Consider the following 23,403-nt stretch of genomic DNA (forward strand, 5'->3'; position numbering starts at 1 on the left):
ACATGGCTTGCCAACTAATTCACCGATTGGTTTGAGGCTTGGTCCTGCGGTGGTCGGGTTTTGTTGAAAGCGCCCCCACCCCTCGTTATGATCCTGGTGACAGAATGTTACCCATCATCACATTTCGAGCCGGCCTGCTGAAACCTTGGCACGGTCGACACGATTGTTTGATGGTTCTTTGGAATCACAAGAATCATGAACAACGCACTGCGTGAGATCTTTGCCAAACAAGGGCGCATGGCCCAGGTCCTGGAAGGCCTGAGTGACGATGCAGACCTGTTTGCAGCCGGCCTGGACAGTCTGGCCATCGTCAACGTCATGTTGGCCGTCGAAGATCGTTTCGATGTCGAAATCCCTGACGAATACCTGAACCGAGCCACTTTCTCCAGCATTGCGGCATTGGCCACTGTTCTGCACAAGTTGCAAGCTGAGCAAGCCTCCACATGACCACCGCCACCCCCATGCGCCCGGTTGAAGCCCTGCCGGGAGCGGCCTCGTGCCGCGATGATTGGGCGGCCCGAGCAGCGGCGATTGCTGAAGTGGCTGCACGCCACGCCCACGAGGTGGATCGTGATGGCCGTTTTCCCGCTGAGGCCGTGCAGGCCATGCGCGACTCGGGCTTGTTGGCTGCCTGGGTTCCCGAGTCGCTGGGCGGGCCGGGCCTGAGCTTGCGCCAGATCGCCGCCATGTGTGCCCAGATCGGCGGCGCCTGTGGTGCCAGCGGCATGATCTTTGCCATGCACCAGATCAAGCTGTCTTCGATCGTGCACCATGCCGGAAGCTCTCCCTGGTACCAGGCATTGCAAAAGCGCGTGGTCGCCGAGGCCTTGCTGCTGGGTTCGGTGACCTCCGAGGTCGGGGTGGGCGGCGATATCCGTCGCTCACTGACCCACGTGGTCCGCCAGGGAGACCGTTTCACGCTCGACAAGCATGGCTCGGTGGTTTCCTATGGTGCTTACGCAGACGCCTTGCTGATCACGGCCCGCGCAGACGAGCAGTCTCCCCCCAACGGCCAGGTCATGGTCACCCTGCTGAAAGACCAGTACCAACTGGAAAAGACGGGCGACTGGGATGCCATGGGCATGCGCGGCACTTGCAGCGACGCCTTCATGATCCGTTCCGAAGGGGCTTGCGAGCAGATTTTCGAGGCACCTTTTGCCGAGATCATTGCCAACACCATGCTGCCGGTCTCGCACATCCTGTGGTCCAGCGTCTGGTTTGGCATTGCGCACAGCGCTTTGCTGCGGGCCCGTACCCATCTGCGTGCGGTGATGAAGCAATCGGGCGGACAACTGCCGGCCGCTGCCACGCGCCTGCCTGATCTGGTGGCCCGGGTGCAGTTGCTGCATGCGCGCCTGGTGTCGGCAGCCACCCGTTTCGAGCTTGCGATGGCATCGGGGCAGGGGGCTTTGCCGATGTCCCTGACGACCGATCTGACCTTGCTCAAGAGCACCATGTCCGAAGGCTGTCTTGCGGTGGTGCAGGAGGCCCTGACCACGGTCGGCTTCGCCGGTTACAAGACCGACGGTGTGGCCAGCCTGGGTCGCCACCTGCGCGACCTGCACTCAGCTCCGTTGATGATCAACAACGCACGTTTGATTGAAACCATGAGCAGCTTCCTGCTGATGGATCCCTTGCAATTCGGATTGGCCTGATATGAGCGACGCCTTGGACACGAGTCCCACTTTTCTTGAGCAGTTGATTGCTGCGGGCCACCTGATTCCCATGGGTGTGGATGGCCTGTATGGCAAGAGCGGTGTATTCGAAGACATCCTCGACAAGCTCGATCGTCTGATCACCCGCTACGGCGCTGATCAGAAGGCCGAGGTGATGCGCTTCCCACCCGCCATCTCGCAGCAAACCTTTGAAGAGAGCGAGTACCTCAAGACGTTCCCGCATTTCGCGGGTACCGTGCATTGCTTTTGCGGCGACGAAAGCGAGCACCGGCGCATTCTCGAGTGTGTGGCCGAGGGCAAGGATTGGACCGAAAGCCAGAAGGCCTCCGGTGTGGTGTTGACGCCGGCTGCCTGTTATCCCTCTTACCCAGTGGTCGCGCGACGTGGTCCGGTGGGGCCCGACGGGGTGACCCTGGACTTGATGTCCTATTGTTTCCGGCACGAGCCTTCGCTGGAGCCCACTCGCCTGCAACTGTTCCGCATGCGTGAATATGTGCGCGTCGGTACGCCTGACCAGGTGCTTGCTTTCCGCGCCCATTGGCTTGAGGCTGGTGAAAAGCTCGTGCGCTCCCTGGCCCTGCCCTTGATCATCGATGTGGCCAACGATCCCTTCTTTGGCCGTGCCGGCCGAGTGTTGGCGGCTAGCCAGCGGCAGCAAAAACTCAAGTTCGAACTGCTGGTGCCGGTCAACAGCGAAGAGAACCCGACGGCCTGCCTGAGCTTCAACTACCACATGGACCACTTTGGTCTGATCTGGAAGCTGCGCACCCCAGGCGATGAGGTGGCTCACACCGCCTGCGTCGGTTTTGGCATGGAGCGCATCACCCTGGCCCTGTTCCGCCACCATGGGTTCGACCCCAAGGCCTGGCCGGCTGACGTGCAGGCGGCGTTGGGAGGGTTCTGATGTTGGGCGAGGCCCTTCCGCTGCCGGCCTACAGCCCGCACGCGGTGCATGGCGCCGAGCGCCATTGGCCGCAGTCCAACTGCAGCCTGGACCTTTGGATCACCTACCTCAACCACCTGGGTTTGGCGTCCGAGGCCTTGATGGGGGCGCTGGTCCAGTTGGACTACGAAGGGGATCAATTCACTTTCTGCAAGTTCGAGCCTGCCGACCTGGCTGACCTGCACGGGTTGGTTCTGCGCGAGTTGGCGATGTTCGATCGCCTGCAAGACCATGTCCAGGCCCAGGTGGCGCGTGGTCACCTGGTGCTGGTGGAGCTGGATGGCTTTCACATGCCTGACACCCGCAGCACCTCCTACCAGCGCGAGCACAGCAAGACCACCATCGGCATCGAATCCATCGACCCCGAACGGCAGCGGCTGGGCTACTTCCACAACGCGGGGCGATATGTCCTGCAAGGGGATGACTATCGGGCCTTGTTTGCCATCGACACGGTGGACCGACAGGCCACCGGGGCGCTGTTGCCTTACACCGAAGTCCTGCAGCGCAAGCGTGCGCCTCTGCCGCCCGAGGCCTTGCGCGATGCGGCCCGAGCTGCCTTGCGTCGGCACCTGACCCTGGCTCCCGTGGCCAATCCATTCCTCGCCTACCAGCAGCAGTACGAGGCTGATCTGGCGCGGGTCATCGAGCGTGGCAATGAATACTTCCACCTCTATGCCTTCAACCATTTCCGCCAGTTTGGCGCTGTGTTTGGCTTGATGGAGCACTTTTTGCGATGGCTCGGAGACGGGGCTTTGCTGCCATTGGCAGACCATTGCGACCAGATCGCAGCTCAGGCGAAGCTGATGCAGTTTCGCGTGGTGCGCGCAGTCGCACGGCGCAAGCCGGACGACTCCGGCCGCATCCTGAGCGATGTGGCCGAACGCTGGGACGCCGTCATCGGCGGTCTGCGTCAGCACCTGGGCTGAGACCTCATGGTGAGCCCCCACTGGCAACTGCTGGAAACCCCGGGCGGTCAGTTCGACCACCCCGATCAATTGCCGCAGGCCGACGGCGCCTGGTTGCCCGCGCCTGTGCCTGGCACGGCTTGCCAAGCCTTGGCGCAGGCGGGCCGATTCGACCTGCTCGCGCCGCGTTCGCTGATGGACCAGGACATCTGGTACCGCAGTGCCTGGGCGCTGCCTGCCGCAGCCACCCTGCATTTTGAAGGCTTGGCCGGCGTCGTCGAGGTCTGGTTGGGCGGGCAGCAGCTGTGCACCCACCGGCAAATGCACCTGCCATTGAGTGTGGACCTGCCGGCTGGGCCAGTGCTTTTGATGCTGTGCTTCCGGGCCCTCTCTCGGGCGGCCGTCAAGCGCCAGGGTCGAGCCCGATGGCGGCCCCGCATGATTCAGCCCCCCAGTCTGCGCGACCTGCGTCAGACCGTGTTGGGGCACATGGCGGGATGGTGTCCGGAGTGGACCCCCATCGGCCCCTTTGGAGCGCTCCGGCTGGGCTCGCCGTCCGACGCTGAGTCCGTGAAGATTCAAGTCCTGCGCGCGGATTGGACCGGGCAGGGCGCCTGCTTGCAAGTGGCTTTGCAAGGTGCCCGGCTTGCCGCAGGGGCCCAGCTTCGATGTGCCGGCACCCGGCTGCCCTTGTGCCAGCGTGATGACGGTCTTTGGTGGGCCGAAGGGGCCTTGCCCGAGGCGCAGGCCTGGACACCTCACACCCATGGTCAGCCTGTGCTGCATGAGGTATGGCTGGAGCAGGGTTCCCAGCCAACCCTGCTGGGCACGGTTGGATTTCGCCACATCGAGCTCGATCGGCAACAGGGGGCTTTCCGTCTGCTGGTCAATGGCCTGCCGGTGTTTTGCCGCGGTGTGTGCTGGACTCCGCCTGATCTGTTGCGCCTGAGCAGCTCGCCCGAGGTGAACCGCGCCTTGGTGCTTGAGCTGGTCAATGCGGGCATGAACATGGTGCGCGTGAGCGGAACCATGCTGTACGAACAGGCGGCCTTTTTTGCGGCGTGTGATGAGGCCGGCGTGCTGGTATGGCACGACTTCATGCTGGCCAACTTTGACTACCCTTCGCGCGACGCCGGGTTTCTGGCCGAGCTGGATGCCGAGGCGCGGCATTTTCTGGGCCGAACCCTGCACCACCCCTGCCTGGCCGTGCTGTGCGGTGGCAGTGAGGTGCGTCAGCAGGCCGAGATGCTGGGGGTGGACTGGCCTGAGGACGATCCTGTGTTCCAAGGCTTGCTGGCCAAGGTCTGTGCCCAGGCCCGACCCGATGTGCCCTATGTGCCGAATACGCCCTGGGGCGGGCAGCCCAGCTTCTCGACCGATCAGGGGGTGTGCCATTACTACGGGGTGGGCGCCTACCAGCGCGGCTTGGACGATGCACGCCGGGCCCGGGTGCGCTTTGCCAGCGAGTGCATGGCCCTCGCGCATGTACCGGCCGAGGCCGACCTGGCCCCAGCGCTGGCCCAGGCGCCCATGGGTCTGCGCTGGAAGCAGGGCACCCCGCGAGACGCCGCCGCGTCGTGGGATTTCGACGACGTGCGCGAGCACTACCTGCAACACCTGTATGGGGTCGACCCTGGCCAACTGCGGCGTGAAGACCCGGCCCGATACCTGGATCTGGGGCGGGCCGTGTCTTGCGATCTGGCCGAGCACCTCTACGCCGAGTGGCGGCGCCCGGATTCCGGCTGCGCCGGGGCGCTGGTGTGGCAATTGCGCGATCTGCGCGAAGGCGCCGGCTGGGGGCTGCTCGATCATCAGGCCCGCACCAAGCCGGTGTGGCACGCCTTGGCGCGGGTGCTGCGGCCCGTGCAGGTTCTGGTCACCGACGAAGGCCTCAATGGCCTGGCCGTGCACGTGATCAACGAACGCCCGCTGGCGCTGCGTGTCGTGCTCAGTCTGCAGGTGTTGCGGGATGGGCAACGCATCGTGATTGATGGCCAGCAGTCGCTGGAGATCCCCGCCCATGGGGCTATCACCCTGAGCAGCTCTGAGCTACTGGGGCGCTTTTTTGACATCAGCTACGCCTACCGCTTCGGGCCCCCGGCCCACGACGTCAGCGTGGTGGTGTTGCGCGATGCGAACACCGACCAGGTGCTGGGCTGGGCGTGCCATCTGCCCAACCGGGTTTTGCCCGCCGCCGATCTGGGTTTCAACACCCGCCTGGAATGGCGCGACGGGGCTTGGCAACTGGGCGTCACGGTGCAGCGCTTTGCCCAGCACGTGCATTTTGTCAGCCGCAGCCATCGGCCCTCGGACGATTGGTTTCATCTGCCGCCGGGCGTCGAGAAGTGGCTGACCCTGAGCCCGCGCGAGGCCTCGCAGGTGGAGCCGGCGCTGGCCGGGGGGACTCTTGCCGCGCTCAATGGAATGACGGCACCTTGGGTGCGCCTGGTCCCGCCGCAGGTCTGAGCGCCACGTTCTACGCGACTTCATGAAATCTGTTGTTTTCTCCGGTTGCCGAGCGCAGCTTCACACGCCTGCCGATGGCGGGTTTCGCCACCTGGTGCTGGTTTGCAATGCCTTCGGTGGTGAAGGCCTGTATGCCCACAGAGCGCTCTGTGCGTTGGCTGAGGACCTGGCCGCGGCGGGCATGGCGGCCTTGCACCTGGACTACCCCGGCCTGGGCGACAGCGTCGACCTGGCGGCGCCCTTGGATGCCACACAGGCCTGGTTGGACGGCGTGCGTGCGGCACTGGCCTGGGCGCGCAGCCACTTCCCGGGCGTGGTGCTGAGTCTGTGCGGCCATCGAATGGGGGCCCTGTTGGCCGCCGAGGTGGCCAGCACCGAAGCCGATGTGCGGGCTCTGCTGCTGTTGTCCCCACCACCATCGGGTCGTCACCTGGTGCGGGAGCTGCAAATCACGGCCCAGCCTGCCGCTGGGGGTGATGGCGTTTTTCTGTATGGCTGGTGGCTTGCCAATGCCACCCTGGCAGGGCTTCAGTCGCTCGATCTGGGCTGCTTGTCCCGGCGCCCGGCGCTTGCGGTTCAGGTGCTCAGTGACGCAGGTGGTCGCGCTCTTGCCAAGCTGGCGCAGGCCCATGTGCAGGCGGGTGGCGTCGAGTTTGAAGTGCATGAGATGCCTGACCTGGCGGGCCTGCGGGCCGAGCCTCATCTGGTCGAGGCGGCAGAGGCGAGCTTTGCGCGGGGTGTGCAGTGGCTGGCCTTGCGCGGCGCCAACGGCGCCAGCGCTGGGTCGTTGCACCAGCCGGCATTGCCTCTGACAACCGAGCTCCACCTGCCGCAAGGGCTGGAGATCGGGTGCCGATTCGGCCCCGCAGAGGCCTACTTCGGCATCCTCTGCCAGCCTCATGAAGCACAGCCGGATCAGCCTTGCGTGTTGATTCTGAACACCGGTGGCAATCCGCGTTCCGGCCACCACCGCCTCAGTGTGGCCCTGGCCCGTGCGCTGGCTGCGGCCGGCGTGGCGTCCTTGCGCATTGATGCCACCGGCATCGGCGACACCGTGCCCGTGGTCCGGGGGCGCAGCCTGGCGCTTTACAGTGAGGCGTCGTTGGTGGACGTCGGCTATGCGCTGAGTTGGCTTGACGGGCAGGGCTGGGTCCGCCCTGTTGTCTTTGGCATCTGCTCGGGCGGATACCTGGGTTTGCATGCTGCGGTTCATGAACCCCGCATGGGCGGGTTGGTGATGGTGAACCCCCAGAGTTTTCTGTGGGAGGGACCGTCGTTTGGCACCGAAATGCCGACGGAGGGTGGTGCGCCGGCCAAGGTGGAGATCCAGCAACTGGGGCATTACTGGCGTGTGCTGTTTGCAGGGCACTTTTGGCGGCGCTTGTGGCGTGCCGAGGTGGCGGTGGGGGGGGTGCTGCGTCAGGTGGGCAAGGCCTTGTGGTTTCGATGTGCCGCGGCGTTGCAGGCGCGGCTGCCGGCGGACTGGGCGCTGGCGCCGCGGGCCGCCAAGGTTCAGGCCCTGTTTGCCGTTTTGGCAAAGCGGCGTCTGCCTCTGTTGCTGGTCTATGCCGACACCGACCCCGGACTGAATGAATTGCAGGCCTGCTTTGGCCCAGGGGGGCGGCGCCTGCTGCGCAATCCGGTCGCCCATGTGCACCTGGTGAAGGGGGCTGATCACACCTTCACGGCGGCCGCGGATTCGGAGAACCTGATCCAAATCGTCAGGCAATTCGTCTCCTCCAGGTCGATCTGAAATACTTTTTCAGGCAAATTCGTAACATTCAGCAAGCGTTGGCTAGCCCATGCGCTGGCCTGCTGAGGGCTTTCGAAGTCAAGTGCGAGACATCGCGCGTCAACGGCCTGCAAACACCGCCACCGTGCCGTCATGGCCCCTTGTTCTGTCCTGGGGCTTCGATTTGATGGCACTGGAGCAACCCTTGGTTTAGGGGGCTGCCCCCTTGCCGCGAGGTCATTCGGTGGCACAATCGCGTCCGCAAAAGGCCCTTCCCCAGCCACTGTCGCATCCGCCAATCGGTTCAGCCGTGTCGCGGAAGGTTTATCAACCAGCTAATGCTTCCCTGAGGGGAGCGGAGGTCCGCGGAATATGAGCGATTCTTCGTCCGTCTATCAAGCCTATCAAGGCAACACCTATCTCTTCGGGGGCAACGCGCCTTACGTCGAAGAGATGTACGAAAACTACCTGGCCAACCCGGGCAGCGTGCCTGACACCTGGCGCGATTACTTCGACGCCCTGCAGCACGTGCCTGCCGTCGACGGCAGCAATGCCCGCGATGTGCCCCATCTGCCTGTCATCAATGCCTTCGCCGAGCGTGCCAAGTCGGGTCAGACCAAAGTGGTCGTGGCCAGTGCCGACGCCGAAATGGGCCGCAAGCGCACCGCCGTCCAGCAGTTGATTGCGGCTTACCGCAATGTGGGCGCCCGTTGGGCCGATCTGGATCCGCTCAAGCGCACCGAGCGCGCGCCCATCCCCCAGCTTGAACTCTCCTACTACGGCTTCACCGATGCCGACCAGGAGACCGTGTTCAACATCAGCAACACCTTCTTCGGCAAGGACACCATGTCCCTGCGCGAACTGCACAACGCCCTGCGTGAAACCTACTGCGGCACCATCGGCGCCGAGTACATGCACACCACCGATCAGGACCAGAAGGCCTGGTGGCAAAAGAAGCTGGAAAGCATCCGCAGCAAGCCGAACTTTGGCGGTGACAAGAAAAAGCACATCCTCGACCGCCTGACCGCAGCCGAAGGCCTTGAGCGCTACCTGCATACCAAGTATGTGGGCCAGAAGCGCTTCTCGCTCGAAGGTGGCGAGAGCTTCATCGCCGCCATGGACGAACTGATCCAGTCGGCCGGCGCCAAGGGCGTGCAGGAAATCGTGATCGGCATGGCCCACCGCGGCCGCCTGAATGTGCTGGTCAACACCCTGGGCAAGATGCCCAAGGACCTGTTTGCCGAATTCGACCACACCGCCCCGGAAGAACTGCCGGCCGGCGACGTGAAGTACCACCAGGGCTTCAGTTCGGACGTGACCACCCCTGGCGGCCCGGTCCACCTGTCGCTGGCCTTCAACCCGTCCCACCTTGAAATCGTCAACCCCGTGGTCGAAGGCTCGGTGCGTGCCCGCATGGACCGTCGCGACGACCCGCATGGCAACCAGGTGCTGCCGGTGCTGGTGCACGGCGATGCGGCCTTCGGCGGCCAAGGTGTCAACCAGGAAACCCTGGCCCTGGCCCAGACCCGTGGCTATACCACGGGCGGCACGGTGCACATCATCATCAACAACCAGATCGGTTTCACCACCAGCGATCCGCGCGACATGCGCTCCAGCGCCTATTGCACCGACATCGTGAAGATGGTCGAGGCCCCGGTGCTGCACGTGAACGGTGATGATCCGGAAGCCGTGGTGCTGTGCATGCAACTCGCCCTCGAGTTCCGCATGACCTTCCGTCAGGACGTGGTGGTCGACATCACCTGCTTCCGCAAGCTGGGTCACAACGAGCAGGACACCCCCAGCCTGACCCAGCCCCTGATGTACAAGAAGATCGCGGCCCACCCTGGCACGCGTCGCCTGTACGCCGACAAGCTGGCCACCCAAGGCCTGGGCGCGACCCTGGGCGACGACATGGTCAAGGAGTACCGTGCCGCCATGGACGCTGGTCGCCACACCGTCGATCCGGTCCTGACCAACTTCAAGAGCAAGTTTGCCGTCGACTGGAGCCCTTACCTGGGCAAGAAGTGGACCGACTCCGGCGACACCGCCATCCCGGCTGCTGAATGGCACCGTCTGGCCACCAAGATCACCACCATCCCGGCCAGCGTCACCCCGCACCAACTGGTGAAGAAGGTGTACGACGACCGCGCTGCCATGGGCCGCGGCGACATCCCGGTGGATTGGGGCATGGGCGAGCACATGGCCTTCGCCTCGCTGGTGGCCAGTGGCTACCCGGTGCGTCTGTCGGGCGAAGACTGCGGTCGCGGTACCTTCACCCACCGCCATGCCGTCATTCACGACCAAAGCCGTGAAAAGTGGGACACCGGCACCTATGTGCCGTTGCAGAACGTGGCCGAGAACCAGGCTCCGTTCGTGGTGATCGACTCGATCCTGTCCGAAGAAGCGGTGCTGGGCTTTGAATACGGCTATGCCTCGAACGACCCCAACACCCTGGTGATCTGGGAAGCCCAGTTCGGCGACTTCGCCAACGGCGCCCAGGTGGTGATCGACCAGTTCATCGCCTCCGGCGAAGTGAAGTGGGGCCGCGTCAACGGCATCACGCTGATGCTGCCGCACGGCTACGAAGGCCAGGGCCCTGAGCACAGTTCGGCTCGCCTGGAGCGCTTCATGCAGCTGTCGGCCGACACCAACATGCAAGTGGTGCAACCGACCACCGCCAGCCAGATCTTCCACCTGCTGCGTCGTCAGATGGTGCGCAACCTGCGCAAGCCACTGGTGATCATGACGCCCAAGTCGCTGCTGCGTAACAAGGACGCCACCTCGCCGTTGATCGAGTTCACCAAGGGCAGCTTCCAGACCGTCATTGGCGAACACAAGGAAGACGTGCTCAAGAAGGCCGACAAGGTCAAGCGCGTCATCGCCTGCTCGGGCAAGGTCTACTACGACCTGGCCAAGAAGCGCGAAGAGAAGGGCGCCGACGACGTGGCCATCATCCGCGTCGAACAGCTCTACCCCTTCCCGCACAAGGTGTTTGCGGCCGAACTGAAGAAGTTCCCGAATGCCACCGACATCGTGTGGTGCCAGGACGAGCCGCAGAACCAGGGCGCCTGGTTCTTTGTGCAGCACTACATCCACGAGAACATGCTCGACGGTCAGAAGCTGGGTTACTCCGGTCGTGCGGCTTCGGCTTCGCCGGCTGTGGGCTACTCCCACCTGCACCAGGAACAGCAGAAGGCCCTCGTGGATGGCGCCTTCAGCAAGCTCAAGGGTTTCGTGCTGACCAAGTAAATGCAAGAAGGGGGCTGGAAAGCCCCCGTCGAACCAGAACAAGATACCGAAAGAATTGATATGGCAATCGTAGAAGTCAAAGTCCCCCAGTTGTCTGAATCCGTGGCCGAAGCCACCATGCTGACGTGGAAGAAGAAGGCCGGCGAAGCCGTGGCCGTGGACGAAATCCTGATCGAAATCGAAACCGACAAGGTGGTGCTCGAAGTACCGGCACCGTCGGCCGGCGTGCTCGCTGAAATCGTGCAAGGCGACGGCGCCACCGTGGTGGCCGATCAGCTGATCGCCCGCATCGACACCGAAGGCAAGGCAGGCGCTGCTGCTCCGGCCGCTGCCGCTGCTCCGGCAGCCGCCCCCGCCGCTGCTGCAGCCCCCGCTGCCGCCGCAGCCTCGACCTCCAAGGCCGACGTGGCCATGCCGGCTGCCGCCAAGCTGCTGGCCGACAACGGCCTGGCCGTGGGTGCCGTGACCGGTACCGGCAAGGACGGTCGCGTCACCAAGGGTGATGTGCTGGGTGCTGTGGCTGCTGGCGTCAAGCCCGCTGCCGCTCCGTCCGTCATCCCGACCGGCGCCCCCACCAAGTCGTTGCCGCAAGTGGCCGCACCGGCCGCCCCGAGCCTGGGCGATCGCCCTGAGCAGCGCGTGCCCATGAGCCGTCTGCGTGCCCGCGTGGCTGAGCGTCTGCTGCAATCGCAGTCGACCAACGCCATCCTGACCACCTTCAACGAAGTCAACATGGCTCCGGTCATGGACATGCGCAAGAAGTTCCAGGACGCCTTCACCAAGGAACACGGCGTGAAGATCGGCTTCATGAGCTTCTTCGTCAAGGCCGCTGTGCATGCCCTGAAGAAGTACCCGGTGCTGAACGCTTCGGTCGATGGCAATGACATCGTCTACCACGGCTACTTCGACATCGGCATCGCCGTGGGCTCGCCCCGTGGTCTGGTGGTGCCGATCCTGCGCAACGCCGACCAGATGAGCTTTGCCGACATCGAAAAGAAGATCGCTGAGTTTGGCCAGAAGGCCAAGGACGGCAAGCTGGGCATCGAAGAAATGACTGGCGGTACCTTCTCGATCTCCAACGGCGGTACTTTCGGCTCCATGCTGTCGACCCCCATCATCAACCCGCCGCAGTCGGCCATCCTGGGCGTGCACGCCACCAAGGACCGCGCCGTGGTCGAAAACGGTCAAGTGGTGGTTCGCCCGATCAACTACCTGGCCATGTCCTATGACCACCGCATCATCGACGGCCGCGAAGCCGTGCTGGGCTTGGTGGCCATGAAGGAAGCGCTGGAAGATCCGTCGCGCCTGCTGTTCGACATCTAAGCCAACAACACCCTCCCAGCCGCGCGTCCCATGAAACCGGCGTGTCGAGCACCGTCTGATGGCCTCGGAGCAGGCCAAGCCAGAGATGCCGTGGAGCGGGCTTGGCCCGGCCACCGGCATCGTCCCCTTGGGGGGATGGCGCCGCAGGCGACTCAGGGGGGGATTCCAACCCACCGGGTGCAAAGCGGACACAGCGCGCACCCTGGTGGGTTTTGTTCCAACTGATTCAAGAGATTTCACATGAGCAAACAATTTGATGTCGTCGTCATCGGCGGCGGCCCCGGTGGCTACATCGCCGCCATCCGTGCAGCCCAACTGGGTTTCCAGGTTGCCTGTATCGACGAATGGAAGAACGACAAGGGCGGCCCGGCGCCTGGCGGCACCTGCACCAACGTCGGTTGCATCCCCTCCAAGGCCTTGCTGCAATCGTCCGAGCATTTCGACCACGCCACGCACCACTTTGCCGACCACGGCATCTCGGTGTCCGACGTCAAGATGGACGTGGCCAAGATGATTGCCCGCAAGGACACCGTTGTGAAGCAGAACAACGACGGCATCCTGTACCTGTTCAAGAAGAACAAGGTCAGCTTCTTCCACGGCCGTGGCTCCTTCGTGAAGGCCGCCGAAGGCGGCTACGAGATCAAGGTGGCGGGTGCCGCCGAAGAGTCCATCACCGGCAAGCACATCATCATCGCCACCGGCTCGAATGCCCGTGCGCTGCCCGGCACGCCTTTTGACGAAGTCAACGTGCTGTCCAACGACGGCGCGCTGCGTCTGGGCGCCGTGCCCAAGAAGCTGGGCCTGATCGGCTCGGGCGTGATCGGTCTGGAGATGGGTTCCGTGTGGCGCCGTCTGGGCTCTGAAGTCACGATTCTGGAAGGTCTGCCGACCTTCCTGGGCGCCGTGGACGAGCAGATCGCCAAGGAAGCCAAGAAGGCCTTCGACAAGCAAGGCCTGAAGATCGAACTCGGCGTCAAGGTCGGTGAGATCAAGAACGGCAAGAAGGGTGTGAGCGTGGCCTACACGAACGCCAAGGGCGAAGCCGTGGACCTCGAAGTGGACAAGCTGATCATCTCGATCGGTCGTGTGCCCAACACCATCGGCCTGAACACCGAAGCCGTCGGCCTGCAACTCGACGAGCGTGGCGCCATCGTGGTGAACGACGACTGCCAGACCAACCTGCCCAACGTCTGGGCGGTGGGTGACGTGGTGCGTGGCCCCATGCTGGCCCACAAGGCCGAGGAAGAAGGCGTTGCCGTGGCCGAGCGCATTGCCGGCCAGCATGGTCACGTCAATTTCGGCACCATCCCCTGGGTGATCTACACCAGCCCCGAGATCGCCTGGGTGGGTCAGACCGAGCAGCAACTCAAGGCCAGTGGCCGTGCCTACAAGGCCGGTACCTTCCCCTTCCTGGCCAATGGCCGTGCACGGGCTCTGGGCGACACCACCGGCATGGTGAAGTTCCTGGCCGATGCCACCACCGATGAAATCCTGGGCGTTCACATCGTGGGCCCCATGGCCAGCGAACTGATCTCCGAGGCCGTCGTGGCCATGGAGTTCAAGGCCAGCGCCGAAGACATCGCCCGCATCTGCCATGCGCACCCGTCGCTGTCCGAAGCCACCAAGGAAGCAGCCTTGGCGGTGGACAAGCGCACGCTGAACTTCTGATCAGCCACGCATGTCGGGATCTGATGCCGTTCACTTGGCCTACGAGGCCGAGATCAAGGCGCGGGGGTTCAGCAGTGACCCCGCGCAGCTTCGTGCTGTCGAGGCCTTGCAGCGCTGTGCCAATGATTGGTCAGCCTACAAGGACAAGCGCTCCAACTCGTTCAAGAAGCTGATCAATCGGCCTGAGATTCCGCGCGGCGTGTACATGTACGGAGGGGTAGGGCGGGGCAAGAGCTTTCTGATGGATTGCTTCTTCAACGCCGTGCCCATCCGCCGCAAGGTGCGCCTGCACTTTCACGAGTTCATGCGTGAAGTGCACCGCGAGATGACCGTGCTGCAAGGCACGGTCAACCCGCTGGACGTGCTGGGCGCCAAGATTGCCAAACGCTACAAGCTCATCTGTTTTGATGAGTTTCATGTGGCTGACATCACCGACGCCATGATTCTTCATCGGCTGCTGGTGTCCTTGTTCGACAACGGGGTGGGCTTTGTCACCACCTCCAATTTCAAGCCCGACGACCTGTACCCCGATGGCTTGCACCGTGACCGCATACTGCCCGCCATTGCCCTGCTCAACGAGCGCATGGACGTGCTGAACGTGGACAACGGTACCGATTACCGCCGTCGCACGCTGGAGCAGGTGCGGGCCTACATCACCCCGCTGGGGGCCGAGGCCGATGCCGAGATGCGTGACAACTTTGCGCGTCTGGCCGAAACCAAGGACGAAGACCCGGTGATGCGCATCGAATCGCGTGAAATCCATGCGCTGCGCAAGGCGGGCGGGGTGGTCTGGTTTGACTTCAAGACCCTCTGCGGTGGCCCACGCTCGCAGAATGATTACCTGGAGATCGCCACTCAGTTCCATACCGTGCTGCTCAGTGGCGTACCGCACATGCCCGTCAGCCGGGCCTCTGAGGCCAGGCGTTTCACCTGGCTGGTGGACGTGCTGTACGACCGCCGGGTCAAGCTGATCCTGTCGGCGGCTGTGCCCCCCGAAGAGCTGTACACCGAGGGCCCGATGGCACACGAGTTTCCGCGCACCGTCTCGCGTCTCAATGAGATGCAGTCGGCCGAGTTTCTGGCGCTGGAACGGCGCTTGGTCGACACCCGCCTCACATGATGTCCGGAACACGCCTGAATGCTCTCTTCATCTCGGTCCTGCTGTGTCTGAGTGGGGGGGCGCTGGCCGCCGATGCGCCCTCTGACCCGCCTGCACAGCCGCAGTCCGCACCGTCTTTCACCGAGGTGGAGCGTTCGCGCATCGAGCGGGAGCGCGCCGCCGAGATGCGGCGCCAACAGCAGGTGGAGAGTGGCTGCTACCAGCGCTTTGCCGTCAACGATTGCCTGCTGGAGAGCCGAGTCAAACACCGCGAGTTGATGGCCGACCTCAAGCGCCAGGAAATCGCACTCAATGACCGTGAGCGCCGCTTGCGTTCCAGCGAGCAATTGCGCCGCATCGAAGACAAGGTGTCGTCGCCCGAACGCGACATCGACCTGATGAACCGCCAGCAGCAAGGGGCGCAAAAGGCCACGGACGCGGCCAACACGGCGGCGCAAAGAGCGGTCGATGCCGCCAATCAGACGCGTGAACGCGCTGAGCGCCAGGCCGAGCAGCAACGCAAGCAGCAGCAGGCCGTCGAAAAGGCGGCAGAGCGGGCCAGCAAGGCGGCACAAGCGCCTGAGGAGGCCCGTCGGTTTCAGGACAAATTGCAGGATGCGGCCAGCCATCGCCAGCAGGTGGAGCGTGACGCCAAGAGCAGCCCGGGTCCACGCGGAGCCCCTTTGCCCGTGCCTGCCGAGGCCGGCAGCGCCCCTGCTGTCCGCCCCTGAGTGGGTTGGGATCAGCCCGGCATCGCGGCCAGGCCTGAGCTCAGCGCCGAACTGCGCTGGGCGCGCCCGCCAGGGGTTCGATGCGGACCACCACCAGTGAAAGATTGTCACCGCCGCCACGGGCGCGGCCGCGTGCCTTGTCGATCAGGAACTCGGTGGCCTCGCGGGGCGAAAGGCCGGCCAGAACCGAGCCCAACTCGGCATTTGTGAAGTAGTGCCATACCCCATCGCTGCAGGCCATCAGAGAGTCGCCAGGCTTGACCTGATCGATCACATGGTAGGCCATCGGAGGATCCGATTCGGTGCCCAGGCAACCCAGCAGGATGTTGGACTGCGGGTGGTGGCTGGCTTCTTCCTCGGTCAGTTCGCCGCGATCGACCAGCGCCTGCACGTAGGAGTGGTCCAGGGTGCGCTTGATCAGTCGGTCGCCATGGAAGTGATAGATGCGTGAGTCACCTGCATGGATCCAATGGCATTCGCCATTGGGCAGGATCAAAAATGCAGCCACCGTGCTGTGGGGCTCTTGCTCGGCCGAGATGGCCGTGAGCTTGATCACCAGGTGGGCTTCTTTGAGCAACTGCTGAAGCAGTTCATGAGGCGAATCGCTTTCAGGTGCGAAGCGCTCAAACAATTGGCGCGCACTGAGCATCACCTGGTCAGAGGCCTTGCGCCCGCCGCTGCGGCCCCCCATGCCATCAGCCACCACCGCCAGCACGCAACCGTTGACTCGGGCATGGCTCAGCAGGACCACCTGGTCTTGCTGGTATTCGCGATCTCCCTTGTGTATGCCCGTGGAAGCGGTAAGTCGGTAGCCTTGAGACATGATAGGGACTTCAACCTGCAGGAGTTTCGCGCAAAGTGGTCGCCTATTATCGTGTGAAGAAATGACAAGCGAATCGCAGCCAGAGCTGTCTTTTTCGGTAGGGCCCGCCTCTGCGTCGCCTCCTTGGGTGGCGCAGGTGACCGACTGGCTGAGCCCGGGAGGCCATCTGCAGCAGCGCGCTCCCGGCTTCAGGCCCAGGCCGGGGCAACTGCGTCTGGCCCTGGCGGTGGGGCAGTGCGTGGCCGAGGGTGGGGTGCTGGTGGCCGAGGCCGGCACGGGCGTCGGCAAGACCTATGGCTACCTGCTGCCCACGCTGCTCAGCGGGCGCCGCATTTTGATCGCCACGGCCACGCGCAACCTGCAGGACCAGCTTTCCACGCGTGACCTGCCTCAGTTGCTGGCCCTGCTCGGCGTGAGTCGGCGCGTGGCCCCCTTGAAGGGCCGGGCCAGCTACCTGTGCACACACCGTCTGGGGTCGGCGCGTCGCGATGGGCACTACCTGGCCGATGCCGAGCTGCGGCTCCTGGCCCAGGTGGAGCGCTGGGCCCATTCGACGCGGTCCGGCGATCTGGCCGAATTGCCTGAGCTTGACGAGACCTCGCCACTGTTGCCCTTGATCACGTCGACCCGCGACAACTGCCTGGGCACGCGCTGCGCGGGCTGGCAAGGCTGTCATGTCAACGAGGCGCGACGGCGTGCCATGGTGGCCGACGTCGTGGTGATCAACCACCACCTGTTCTTCGCTGATCTGCAGTTGCGCGAGTCGGGCGTGGCCGAGCTGTTGCCCTCGGTGCAGACCGTGGTCTTCGATGAGGCGCATCGGCTCAATGACATCGCGGTGCAGTTCATGGGGCGCCAATTCAGCACCCGTCAGTTGCGTGGCCTGGCCACCGAACTGGTCAACGAGGGCATGCGTTGGGCCCGGGGGTTTCAGCCCTGGCCTGAGTTGGCCTCTTTGCTTGAGCAGCAGGCCCGGGCCTTGGACCAGTGCCTGGGGCGCGACACCCCGCGCGCAGGTGTGCGTCTGCGTTGGCTGGGTGCCACCCCGGAGGGCGTGCCGGCGCTGTTGTGGCAGCAAAGTCAGCACCAATTGGCTGCGGTGCTGGCGCGGGTGCACGAGGCGCTCACGGTGGTGGCAGAAACCGCGCCCGAGCTGCGCCGACTGGCCGACAGGGTGGCAGCGCTGCAGCAGGGGTGGTCCGCGTTCATGCGCCCTCCGGCCGGCATGGTGGTGCGCTGGCTCGAACTGGGGCGGCAGGCGAAGTTCATGGAGGCGCCGCTCAACATGGCAGCAGCCCTCGCGCCGTTGATGGGCCCGGATGCCCAGGCTGACACCCGGTCCTGGGTGTTCACCTCGGCCACCCTGGGCCTGGATGAGTCGCTCAGCTGGTTCACCGAACCTGCCGGGCTGAAAGGCCATGCGACCGTGTTGCGCGTGGCCAGCCCATTTGACTACCGCAGCCAAGCGTACCTGCACGTGCCTGAGGGCTTGCCCGAGGCGCAGGACCCGGATCATGCCTCGGCCCTGGCGCACTGGCTGGTGGAGCCTGTGCGTTGCCTGGGGGGGCGCACTCTGGTGCTGGCCACCTCTTTGCGCGCCTTGGCTGAACTGGCCCGGCAACTGCAACAAGGGATGGCAGGGTCGGGCATTGATGTGCTGGTGCAGGGGCAGGGCTCGCGCAGGCGCCTGCTGGAGCGTTTCCGTCAGGGCGGTGGGGCAGGGCGCCCCTGCGTCCTGGTGGCCTCTGGCGCATTCTGGGAGGGGGTGGATGTGCCTGGCGATGCCTTGCAGATGCTGGTCATCGACAAGCTGCCATTTCCGGTGCCTGATGATCCGCTGGTCCAGGCGCGCAGCCAGGCCCTGCGTCAACAGGGGCTGTCACCGTTCGAGGCCTATGTCCTGCCCGAGACCGCCATGGCGCTGAAGCAGGGCGCAGGCCGCTTGATTCGATCCGAGACTGACCGGGGGGTGCTGGTGGTGGCGGACGAACGCCTGCTGCAGCGAAGCTATGGGCCGCCCTTGCTGGCGGCCTTGCCCGACATGCCGGCCTTGCACGGGCAGGCGGCTTTGATGAAGGCCCTCACGGCCTTGCGTCAGATGGACTAGGCCGTGTTGCCTGAGGGCTTGTTACCAGATCTTCCACCAGGGGCCGGTGGCCTTCTTGAGCCCGCTGGACTGGCCGCCCAGGTAGGCGTTCTCGGGGTAGTTCTGGGCCAGCACACGGCGGGCATCGTCACGCAACTGGGCCATGCCCAGGGCATCGTACGATCTGGCCAGGATGACCAGCGCCTCTTCGGTGGCCGGCACATCGCGGTACTCGGTCACGGCCACCTGGGCGCGGTTGATCGCCGCCACATAGGCGCCGCGTGAGAAGTAGTAGCGGGCCACGTGCACTTCGTACTGGGCCAGCGAGTTCACGATGTACACCATGCGCTGGCGTGCGTCAGGGGCGTAGCGTGAGTCGGGGAAGCGGGTGCTCAATTCCTTGAAGGACTCGAAAGAGTCCTTGGCCGCCTTCTGGTCGCGCTCGGACAGGTCCTGATGGGTGAACGAGGCGAACAGCCCCAGGTTGTCATTGAAGTTGACAATGCCCTTCATGTAGAGGGCGTAGTCCATGCCAGGGCTGGCAGGGTGCAGACGGATGAAACGGTCCAGGGTGGCCAGGGCCTGGGCCTGCTCATTGGCCCGGTACTGGGCATAGGCCTTTTCAAGTTCGGCTTGCTGGGCCAAGGGCGTGCCGGCAGCACGGCCTTCGAGCTTTTCGAACAGGGGGACGGCCTTGTCATAGGCGCCTGAGCTCAACTCATCCTTGGCTTCGCTGTAGAGGCGGTCGGGCGTCCAGTTGGCGGTCTTGTCGTAATTGGTCGACGAGCACCCACCCAACAGGGCTGACAGACAGGCAACCAGCGCGAACGCGGGGACCACGGATAATTTGGCACGTAGCATCACTGGAAACCTCTTGAAGCAAAGCAAATTGATTATATCGGCGGCCCCTGCGGCTTCCTCTCTTGATGGCCTCGGTACGGACGCGGTCGCTGAGATGCTGGAAGATGACGGCCTGGAGCACGCGGAAGGGGCTGACGAGCCCACCGAGGAACTGCGGCAGGGTGAGGTCCCGCTGGCCAGCCATGGCCTGCGCCTGGACAAGGCCCTCACCGAATTCGTCACCGAGTTCTCGCGCAGCTACCTGCAGCAGCTCATCGACGAAGGGGCGGTGCGCCTCAATGGGCAGGCCGTGAGCAAGGCCTCGCTCAAGGTCAAGGTGGGCGACCGCCTGGAGGTCTGCCTGCGACCCACACCGCAAAGCCAGGCCTTCAAGCCAGAGGCCATGGCGCTGGACATCGTGTTCGAGGACCAGGACCTGATCGTGCTGAACAAGCCGCCGGGCCTGGTGGTGCACCCGGCGCCCGGGCACTGGAGCGGGACCTTGCTCAACGGCCTGCTGGCCCACCATGGCGGAGCCGTGCTGCTGCCGCGCGCCGGCATCGTGCACCGCCTGGACCGCGATACCAGCGGCCTGATGGTGGTGGCCAAGACTCGACAGACCATGGACCGGTTGGTGCAGCTGATTGCGGCGCGCGAGGTCAGCCGCCAGTACATGGCGCTGGCCCACAAGCCTTGGCAGGGGGCCGCTCAGGTCACGGTCGAGGCGGCCATTGGCAGGGATCCTCGCAACCGCCTGCGCATGGCGGTCGTGGACTTGACCCACCAATCGGGCAAGACGGCGCGCACCGACATTGAACTGATGGGCAATGCGCCGCAAGGCTGCTGGGTGCGCTGCAAGCTCCACACCGGCCGCACCCATCAGATCCGTGTGCACATGGCGCACCTGGGCCACCCCTTGTTGGCCGACGGACTCTACGGAGGGGCGCCCGCTGCGGGCATGCAGCGCCAGGCCCTGCATGCCTGGCGGCTCGCTTTCGTGCATCCGGTGAGCGGCGAACCTCTGGCCTTCGAGACCGCGCTTCCGGCCGACCTGCAGGCTGCCCTGGCCGATTGGGGCCTGCGTTACAATCCGCCCATCGCACCCCTCTAGCCCTCGGCTCAGCGTTGGTGCCCGGACATCGGTCAGGGGCTCGCAGCCCTCCTTACTGCCCCTCCGAGACAGCCTTGTTGCCCCCGCCCCCGTGACGGCCTTCGCCCTCCCGGGCGCCTACCCCGGAATTTTTGAACATGAACACGACGGATGCCCGGCGTATCCTCGAAACAGCGTTGATCTGTTCGCATCAGCCTTTGTCGATGCGCGACTTGCGGGCGCTGTTCGAGGATGAACTGGGCTCGGACACCCTCAAGACCTTGCTGAGCGATCTGCAGGCCGAGTGGACCCACAAGGGTGTCGAGTTGGTGTGTGTCGCCTCGGGCTGGCGCTTCCAGAGCCGTCCCGAGATGCGTTACTACCTGGATCGCCTGCACCCCGAAAAGCCGCCGCGCTACACCCGTGCGGCGCTCGAGACCCTGGCCATCATCGCCTATCGCCAGCCCGTGACGCGAGGCGACATCGAGGACATCCGCGGTGTCACGGTCAACTCGCTGGTCATCAAGCAGTTGGAGGACCGGGGGTGGGTCGAGGTGATCGGTCACAGAGAAACCGTCGGACGTCCGGCCCTGTTTGCCACCACGCGGCAGTTTCTCGATGATTTGGGCCTGGCTTCGCTGGATCAGCTTCCTTCTTTGGATGATCCGGAGCGCCAAGACCGCTTGTTGCAGGCCCTGCAGGCTGCGCCGGGGCTGGATGAGGCGGGTCTGTCGATCGCCGAGCCGGAACTGCCGTTTGAACTGAATCCATTGACCGCCGAATCGGTGGTCCCTTTTTCCCTCACCTCCGAGCCCCCGGGACTCGCAGGTGACTCTCTTACCGTCCCCGGGACAGGCCAAGCCCATGAATGATCAAGTGAATTCCCCGTCAGAGCCGTCAGAGCTCCCTCAGACCGAGGCCACGCAGCCGGCTGCTGCGGCCCAGCCCAAGTCCGAGCGCAGTCGACGTGGCCAGGCTGCCGCCCGACCCGCCCCGGCGTCGCAGGCCCCGGCCATCCGATTCGAGGATGTGGTCTCCGGTCAGTTTGATGCCGACGAAGAAGCGCCTGACCTGGCGCCCCTGAAGCGGGTGCTGGCGCCGCAGGTGGAAACCCCCAAGTTGCACAAGGTGTTGGCGCAGGCCGGGCTGGGTTCCCGGCTTGAGATGGAGCAACTGATTCTGGAAGGGCGTATCTCCGTCAACAACGAGCCGGCCCACATTGGCCAGCGCGTTCAGTATGGCGATCAGGTGAAGGTCAATGGCAAGCCCATCCGCTACCGCATTGATCCGCCGCCGGCGCGCGTCATCGCTTACCACAAGCCCGTGGGCGAGGTGGTCACCCATGATGACCCACAGAATCGCCCCACCGTGTTTCGCCGCCTGCCGCGCCTGCAGCAGGGCAAGTGGCAGTCCGTCGGCCGCCTGGATCTGAACACCGAAGGTCTGTTGCTGTTCACCAGCTCGGGCGAATTGGCCAACCAGCTCATGCACCCCCGCTTCGGCCTGGAGCGCGAATACGCCGTGCGTGTGCTGGGCGCCTTGAGCAAGGAAGAAAAAGAGCGGTTGCTCGCGGGGGTGAACCTCGACGACGGTCCGGCACAGTTCGGCTCGATTGAAGACGGTGGTGGTGAAGGTTCCAATTGCTGGTACCGGGTCACCATCTCCGAAGGCCGCAACCGCGAGGTGCGTCGTCTGTTCGAGGCGGTCGGCCATGCCGTGAGCCGTCTGATCCGCATCCGCTATGGCGCCATGGTGCTGCCGCGTGGGCTCAAGCGCGGCGCCTGGGTCGAGCTCGATGAGAGTGACATCCGCTCGCTTGTGCAGGCCGCCGGCGTGCGTGGCGAAGAGGGCGGGGCCCGCCGTGCCGAAGCGCCGGCGCCCCGTGGTCAGCGTGCTGGCAATGGCCCGCAGCGGCGACCTGCCGGCCCTGGTCCGCGTGGCAACACCGATTTCAAGCGCGGTGGCGGCCCCCGCCAGCCCGATCCGCTGACCACGGGCGTGACGGCTGGCCGATCACGCCCGGAGCGTGGCGATCGTGTCGCCCCGGGTGCGCAGCCTGACCCCATGAAAACCTCGGTGGGCTACATCGGCGCCGACAGCTTCTCGCGGGCCCGTCAGAACCGGCAGAGCAAGGGCGGCCCCCGCCGTGGCGGGCCGGCAGGTGGCTTGGCCGGTGGTCCGGGCACGGCCGGCCGGGGTGGGCCACGCGGTGGCCGCGGTCGTTGACCCTCGTGACAGGAATGGCTGTCAAGGCATTGCCGCACAGCCGAGTTAGAATCCGAGGTTTTGCCAAGTGGCAAAAATTACAAAAACTCAGTTCAGGAATCAATCATGGCAATCGAACGCACTCTCTCCATCATCAAGCCTGACGCCGTCGCCAAGAACGTCATCGGCCAAATCCTGGCTCGCTTTGAAGCCGCCGGCCTGAAGATCGCTGCTTCGCGTCTGGTGCAACTGTCGCGCGCTGAAGCCGAGCAGTTCTACGCTGTGCACGCTGCACGCCCCTTCTTCAAGGATCTGGTTGACTTCATGATCTCCGGCCCTGTCCACGTTCAAGTTCTGGAAGGCGAAAACGCCATCCTGAAGAACCGCGAACTGATGGGCGCCACCGACCCGAAGAAGGCCGACGCTGGCACCATCCGTGCTGACTTCGCTGACAGCATCGACGCCAACGCCGTGCACGGTTCTGACGCCGCTGAAACCGCTGCCGTCGAAATCGCTTTCTTCTTCCCCAGCCTGAACGTCTACGCTCGTTGATTTTCGCGAGCCACG

General features: G+C 64.5%; 18 protein-coding genes. 16 read left to right on the forward strand and 2 right to left on the reverse strand.

The annotated features are described in order from the left end of the window. The first annotated feature begins 195 nt into the window (after positions 1 to 195). The 11 genes from AC07PT_RS01305 (at position 196) to AC07PT_RS01355 (ending at position 15,792) form a co-directional block, all read left to right on the forward strand. Positions 196 to 447 (forward strand): acyl carrier protein, encoded by a 252-nt coding sequence (locus tag AC07PT_RS01305; RefSeq protein ID WP_492345133.1) that lies wholly within the window; start codon positions 196 to 198, stop codon positions 445 to 447. Further along, entirely contained in the window at positions 444 to 1,655 is a 1,212-nt protein-coding gene (locus AC07PT_RS01310) for an acyl-CoA dehydrogenase family protein (protein WP_492345134.1), read from the forward strand. Before AC07PT_RS01305 ends, AC07PT_RS01310 begins: the two co-directional genes overlap by 4 nt. A gap of 1 nt (position 1,656) precedes the next feature. Beyond that, entirely contained in the window at positions 1,657 to 2,580 is a 924-nt protein-coding gene (locus AC07PT_RS01315; RefSeq protein ID WP_492345135.1) for an amino acid--[acyl-carrier-protein] ligase, read from the forward strand. Further along, a complete protein-coding gene (locus AC07PT_RS01320) occupies positions 2,580 to 3,545 on the forward strand; it encodes a DUF1839 family protein (protein ID WP_494655533.1) in 966 nt (321 codons plus the stop codon). The genes AC07PT_RS01315 and AC07PT_RS01320 overlap by 1 nt, the downstream gene beginning before the upstream one ends. 6 nt (positions 3,546 to 3,551) lie before the next feature. After that, positions 3,552 to 5,990 (forward strand): glycoside hydrolase family 2 protein, encoded by a 2,439-nt coding sequence (locus tag AC07PT_RS01325; RefSeq protein ID WP_494655534.1) that lies wholly within the window; start codon positions 3,552 to 3,554, stop codon positions 5,988 to 5,990. Positions 5,991 to 6,012: 22 nt separating this feature from the next. Beyond that, positions 6,013 to 7,743, forward strand: a complete 1,731-nt coding sequence (locus tag AC07PT_RS01330; RefSeq protein ID WP_494655535.1) for a serine aminopeptidase domain-containing protein — start codon at positions 6,013 to 6,015, stop codon at positions 7,741 to 7,743. Between the two features lie 351 nt (positions 7,744 to 8,094). Continuing rightward, positions 8,095 to 10,971: a 2-oxoglutarate dehydrogenase E1 component gene (locus tag AC07PT_RS01335; RefSeq protein WP_492345139.1), complete on the forward strand. Its 2,877-nt coding sequence runs from the start codon at positions 8,095 to 8,097 to the stop codon at positions 10,969 to 10,971. Between the two features lie 60 nt (positions 10,972 to 11,031). Next, a complete protein-coding gene (odhB, locus tag AC07PT_RS01340; RefSeq protein ID WP_492345140.1) occupies positions 11,032 to 12,294 on the forward strand; it encodes a 2-oxoglutarate dehydrogenase complex dihydrolipoyllysine-residue succinyltransferase in 1,263 nt (420 codons plus the stop codon). A 240-nt stretch (positions 12,295 to 12,534) separates the two neighbouring features. Next, positions 12,535 to 13,962: a dihydrolipoyl dehydrogenase gene (lpdA, locus tag AC07PT_RS01345; protein ID WP_492345141.1), complete on the forward strand. Its 1,428-nt coding sequence runs from the start codon at positions 12,535 to 12,537 to the stop codon at positions 13,960 to 13,962. Between the two features lie 10 nt (positions 13,963 to 13,972). Further along, a complete protein-coding gene (zapE, locus tag AC07PT_RS01350) occupies positions 13,973 to 15,082 on the forward strand; it encodes a cell division protein ZapE (protein WP_492345142.1) in 1,110 nt (369 codons plus the stop codon). Further along, the gene (locus AC07PT_RS01355) at positions 15,079 to 15,792 is read left to right on the forward strand and encodes a hypothetical protein (RefSeq protein WP_492345143.1); all 714 of its coding nucleotides are present in this window, start codon (positions 15,079 to 15,081) and stop codon (positions 15,790 to 15,792) included. The genes zapE and AC07PT_RS01355 overlap by 4 nt, the downstream gene beginning before the upstream one ends. 40 nt (positions 15,793 to 15,832) lie before the next feature. Here AC07PT_RS01355 and AC07PT_RS01360 read toward each other — a convergent pair whose 3' ends face one another. After that, complete coding sequence (locus AC07PT_RS01360) at positions 15,833 to 16,615, reverse strand: PP2C family protein-serine/threonine phosphatase (protein WP_494655536.1); 783 nt, start codon at positions 16,613 to 16,615, stop codon at positions 15,833 to 15,835. Positions 16,616 to 16,676: 61 nt separating this feature from the next. On the opposite strand from AC07PT_RS01360, the gene yoaA reads away from it, so the two are divergent. Next, positions 16,677 to 18,722, forward strand: a complete 2,046-nt coding sequence (gene yoaA, locus AC07PT_RS01365; RefSeq protein WP_494655537.1) for a DNA repair helicase YoaA — start codon at positions 16,677 to 16,679, stop codon at positions 18,720 to 18,722. A gap of 21 nt (positions 18,723 to 18,743) precedes the next feature. Here yoaA and AC07PT_RS01370 read toward each other — a convergent pair whose 3' ends face one another. Continuing rightward, positions 18,744 to 19,562 carry an outer membrane protein assembly factor BamD gene (locus AC07PT_RS01370; RefSeq protein ID WP_494655538.1) on the reverse strand — a complete coding sequence of 273 codons (819 nt, stop codon included), beginning with the start codon at positions 19,560 to 19,562 and terminating at the stop codon, positions 18,744 to 18,746. A gap of 13 nt (positions 19,563 to 19,575) precedes the next feature. Between AC07PT_RS01370 and AC07PT_RS01375 the strand changes: the two genes are divergently transcribed. From AC07PT_RS01375 to ndk, 4 genes are all read left to right on the forward strand, one after another. Beyond that, positions 19,576 to 20,652 carry an RluA family pseudouridine synthase gene (locus AC07PT_RS01375; protein WP_494655539.1) on the forward strand — a complete coding sequence of 359 codons (1,077 nt, stop codon included), beginning with the start codon at positions 19,576 to 19,578 and terminating at the stop codon, positions 20,650 to 20,652. 137 nt (positions 20,653 to 20,789) lie between these two features. Beyond that, positions 20,790 to 21,503 (forward strand): SMC-Scp complex subunit ScpB, encoded by a 714-nt coding sequence (scpB, locus tag AC07PT_RS01380; RefSeq protein ID WP_492345148.1) that lies wholly within the window; start codon positions 20,790 to 20,792, stop codon positions 21,501 to 21,503. Next, positions 21,496 to 22,857, forward strand: a complete 1,362-nt coding sequence (locus AC07PT_RS01385) for a pseudouridine synthase (RefSeq protein ID WP_492345149.1) — start codon at positions 21,496 to 21,498, stop codon at positions 22,855 to 22,857. The genes scpB and AC07PT_RS01385 overlap by 8 nt, the downstream gene beginning before the upstream one ends. Positions 22,858 to 22,962: 105 nt before the next feature. After that, entirely contained in the window at positions 22,963 to 23,388 is a 426-nt protein-coding gene (ndk, locus tag AC07PT_RS01390; protein WP_492345150.1) for a nucleoside-diphosphate kinase, read from the forward strand. Positions 23,389 to 23,403: the final 15 nt, after the last annotated feature.

Source organism: Curvibacter sp. GW821-FHT09D12 (assembly GCF_059416245.1).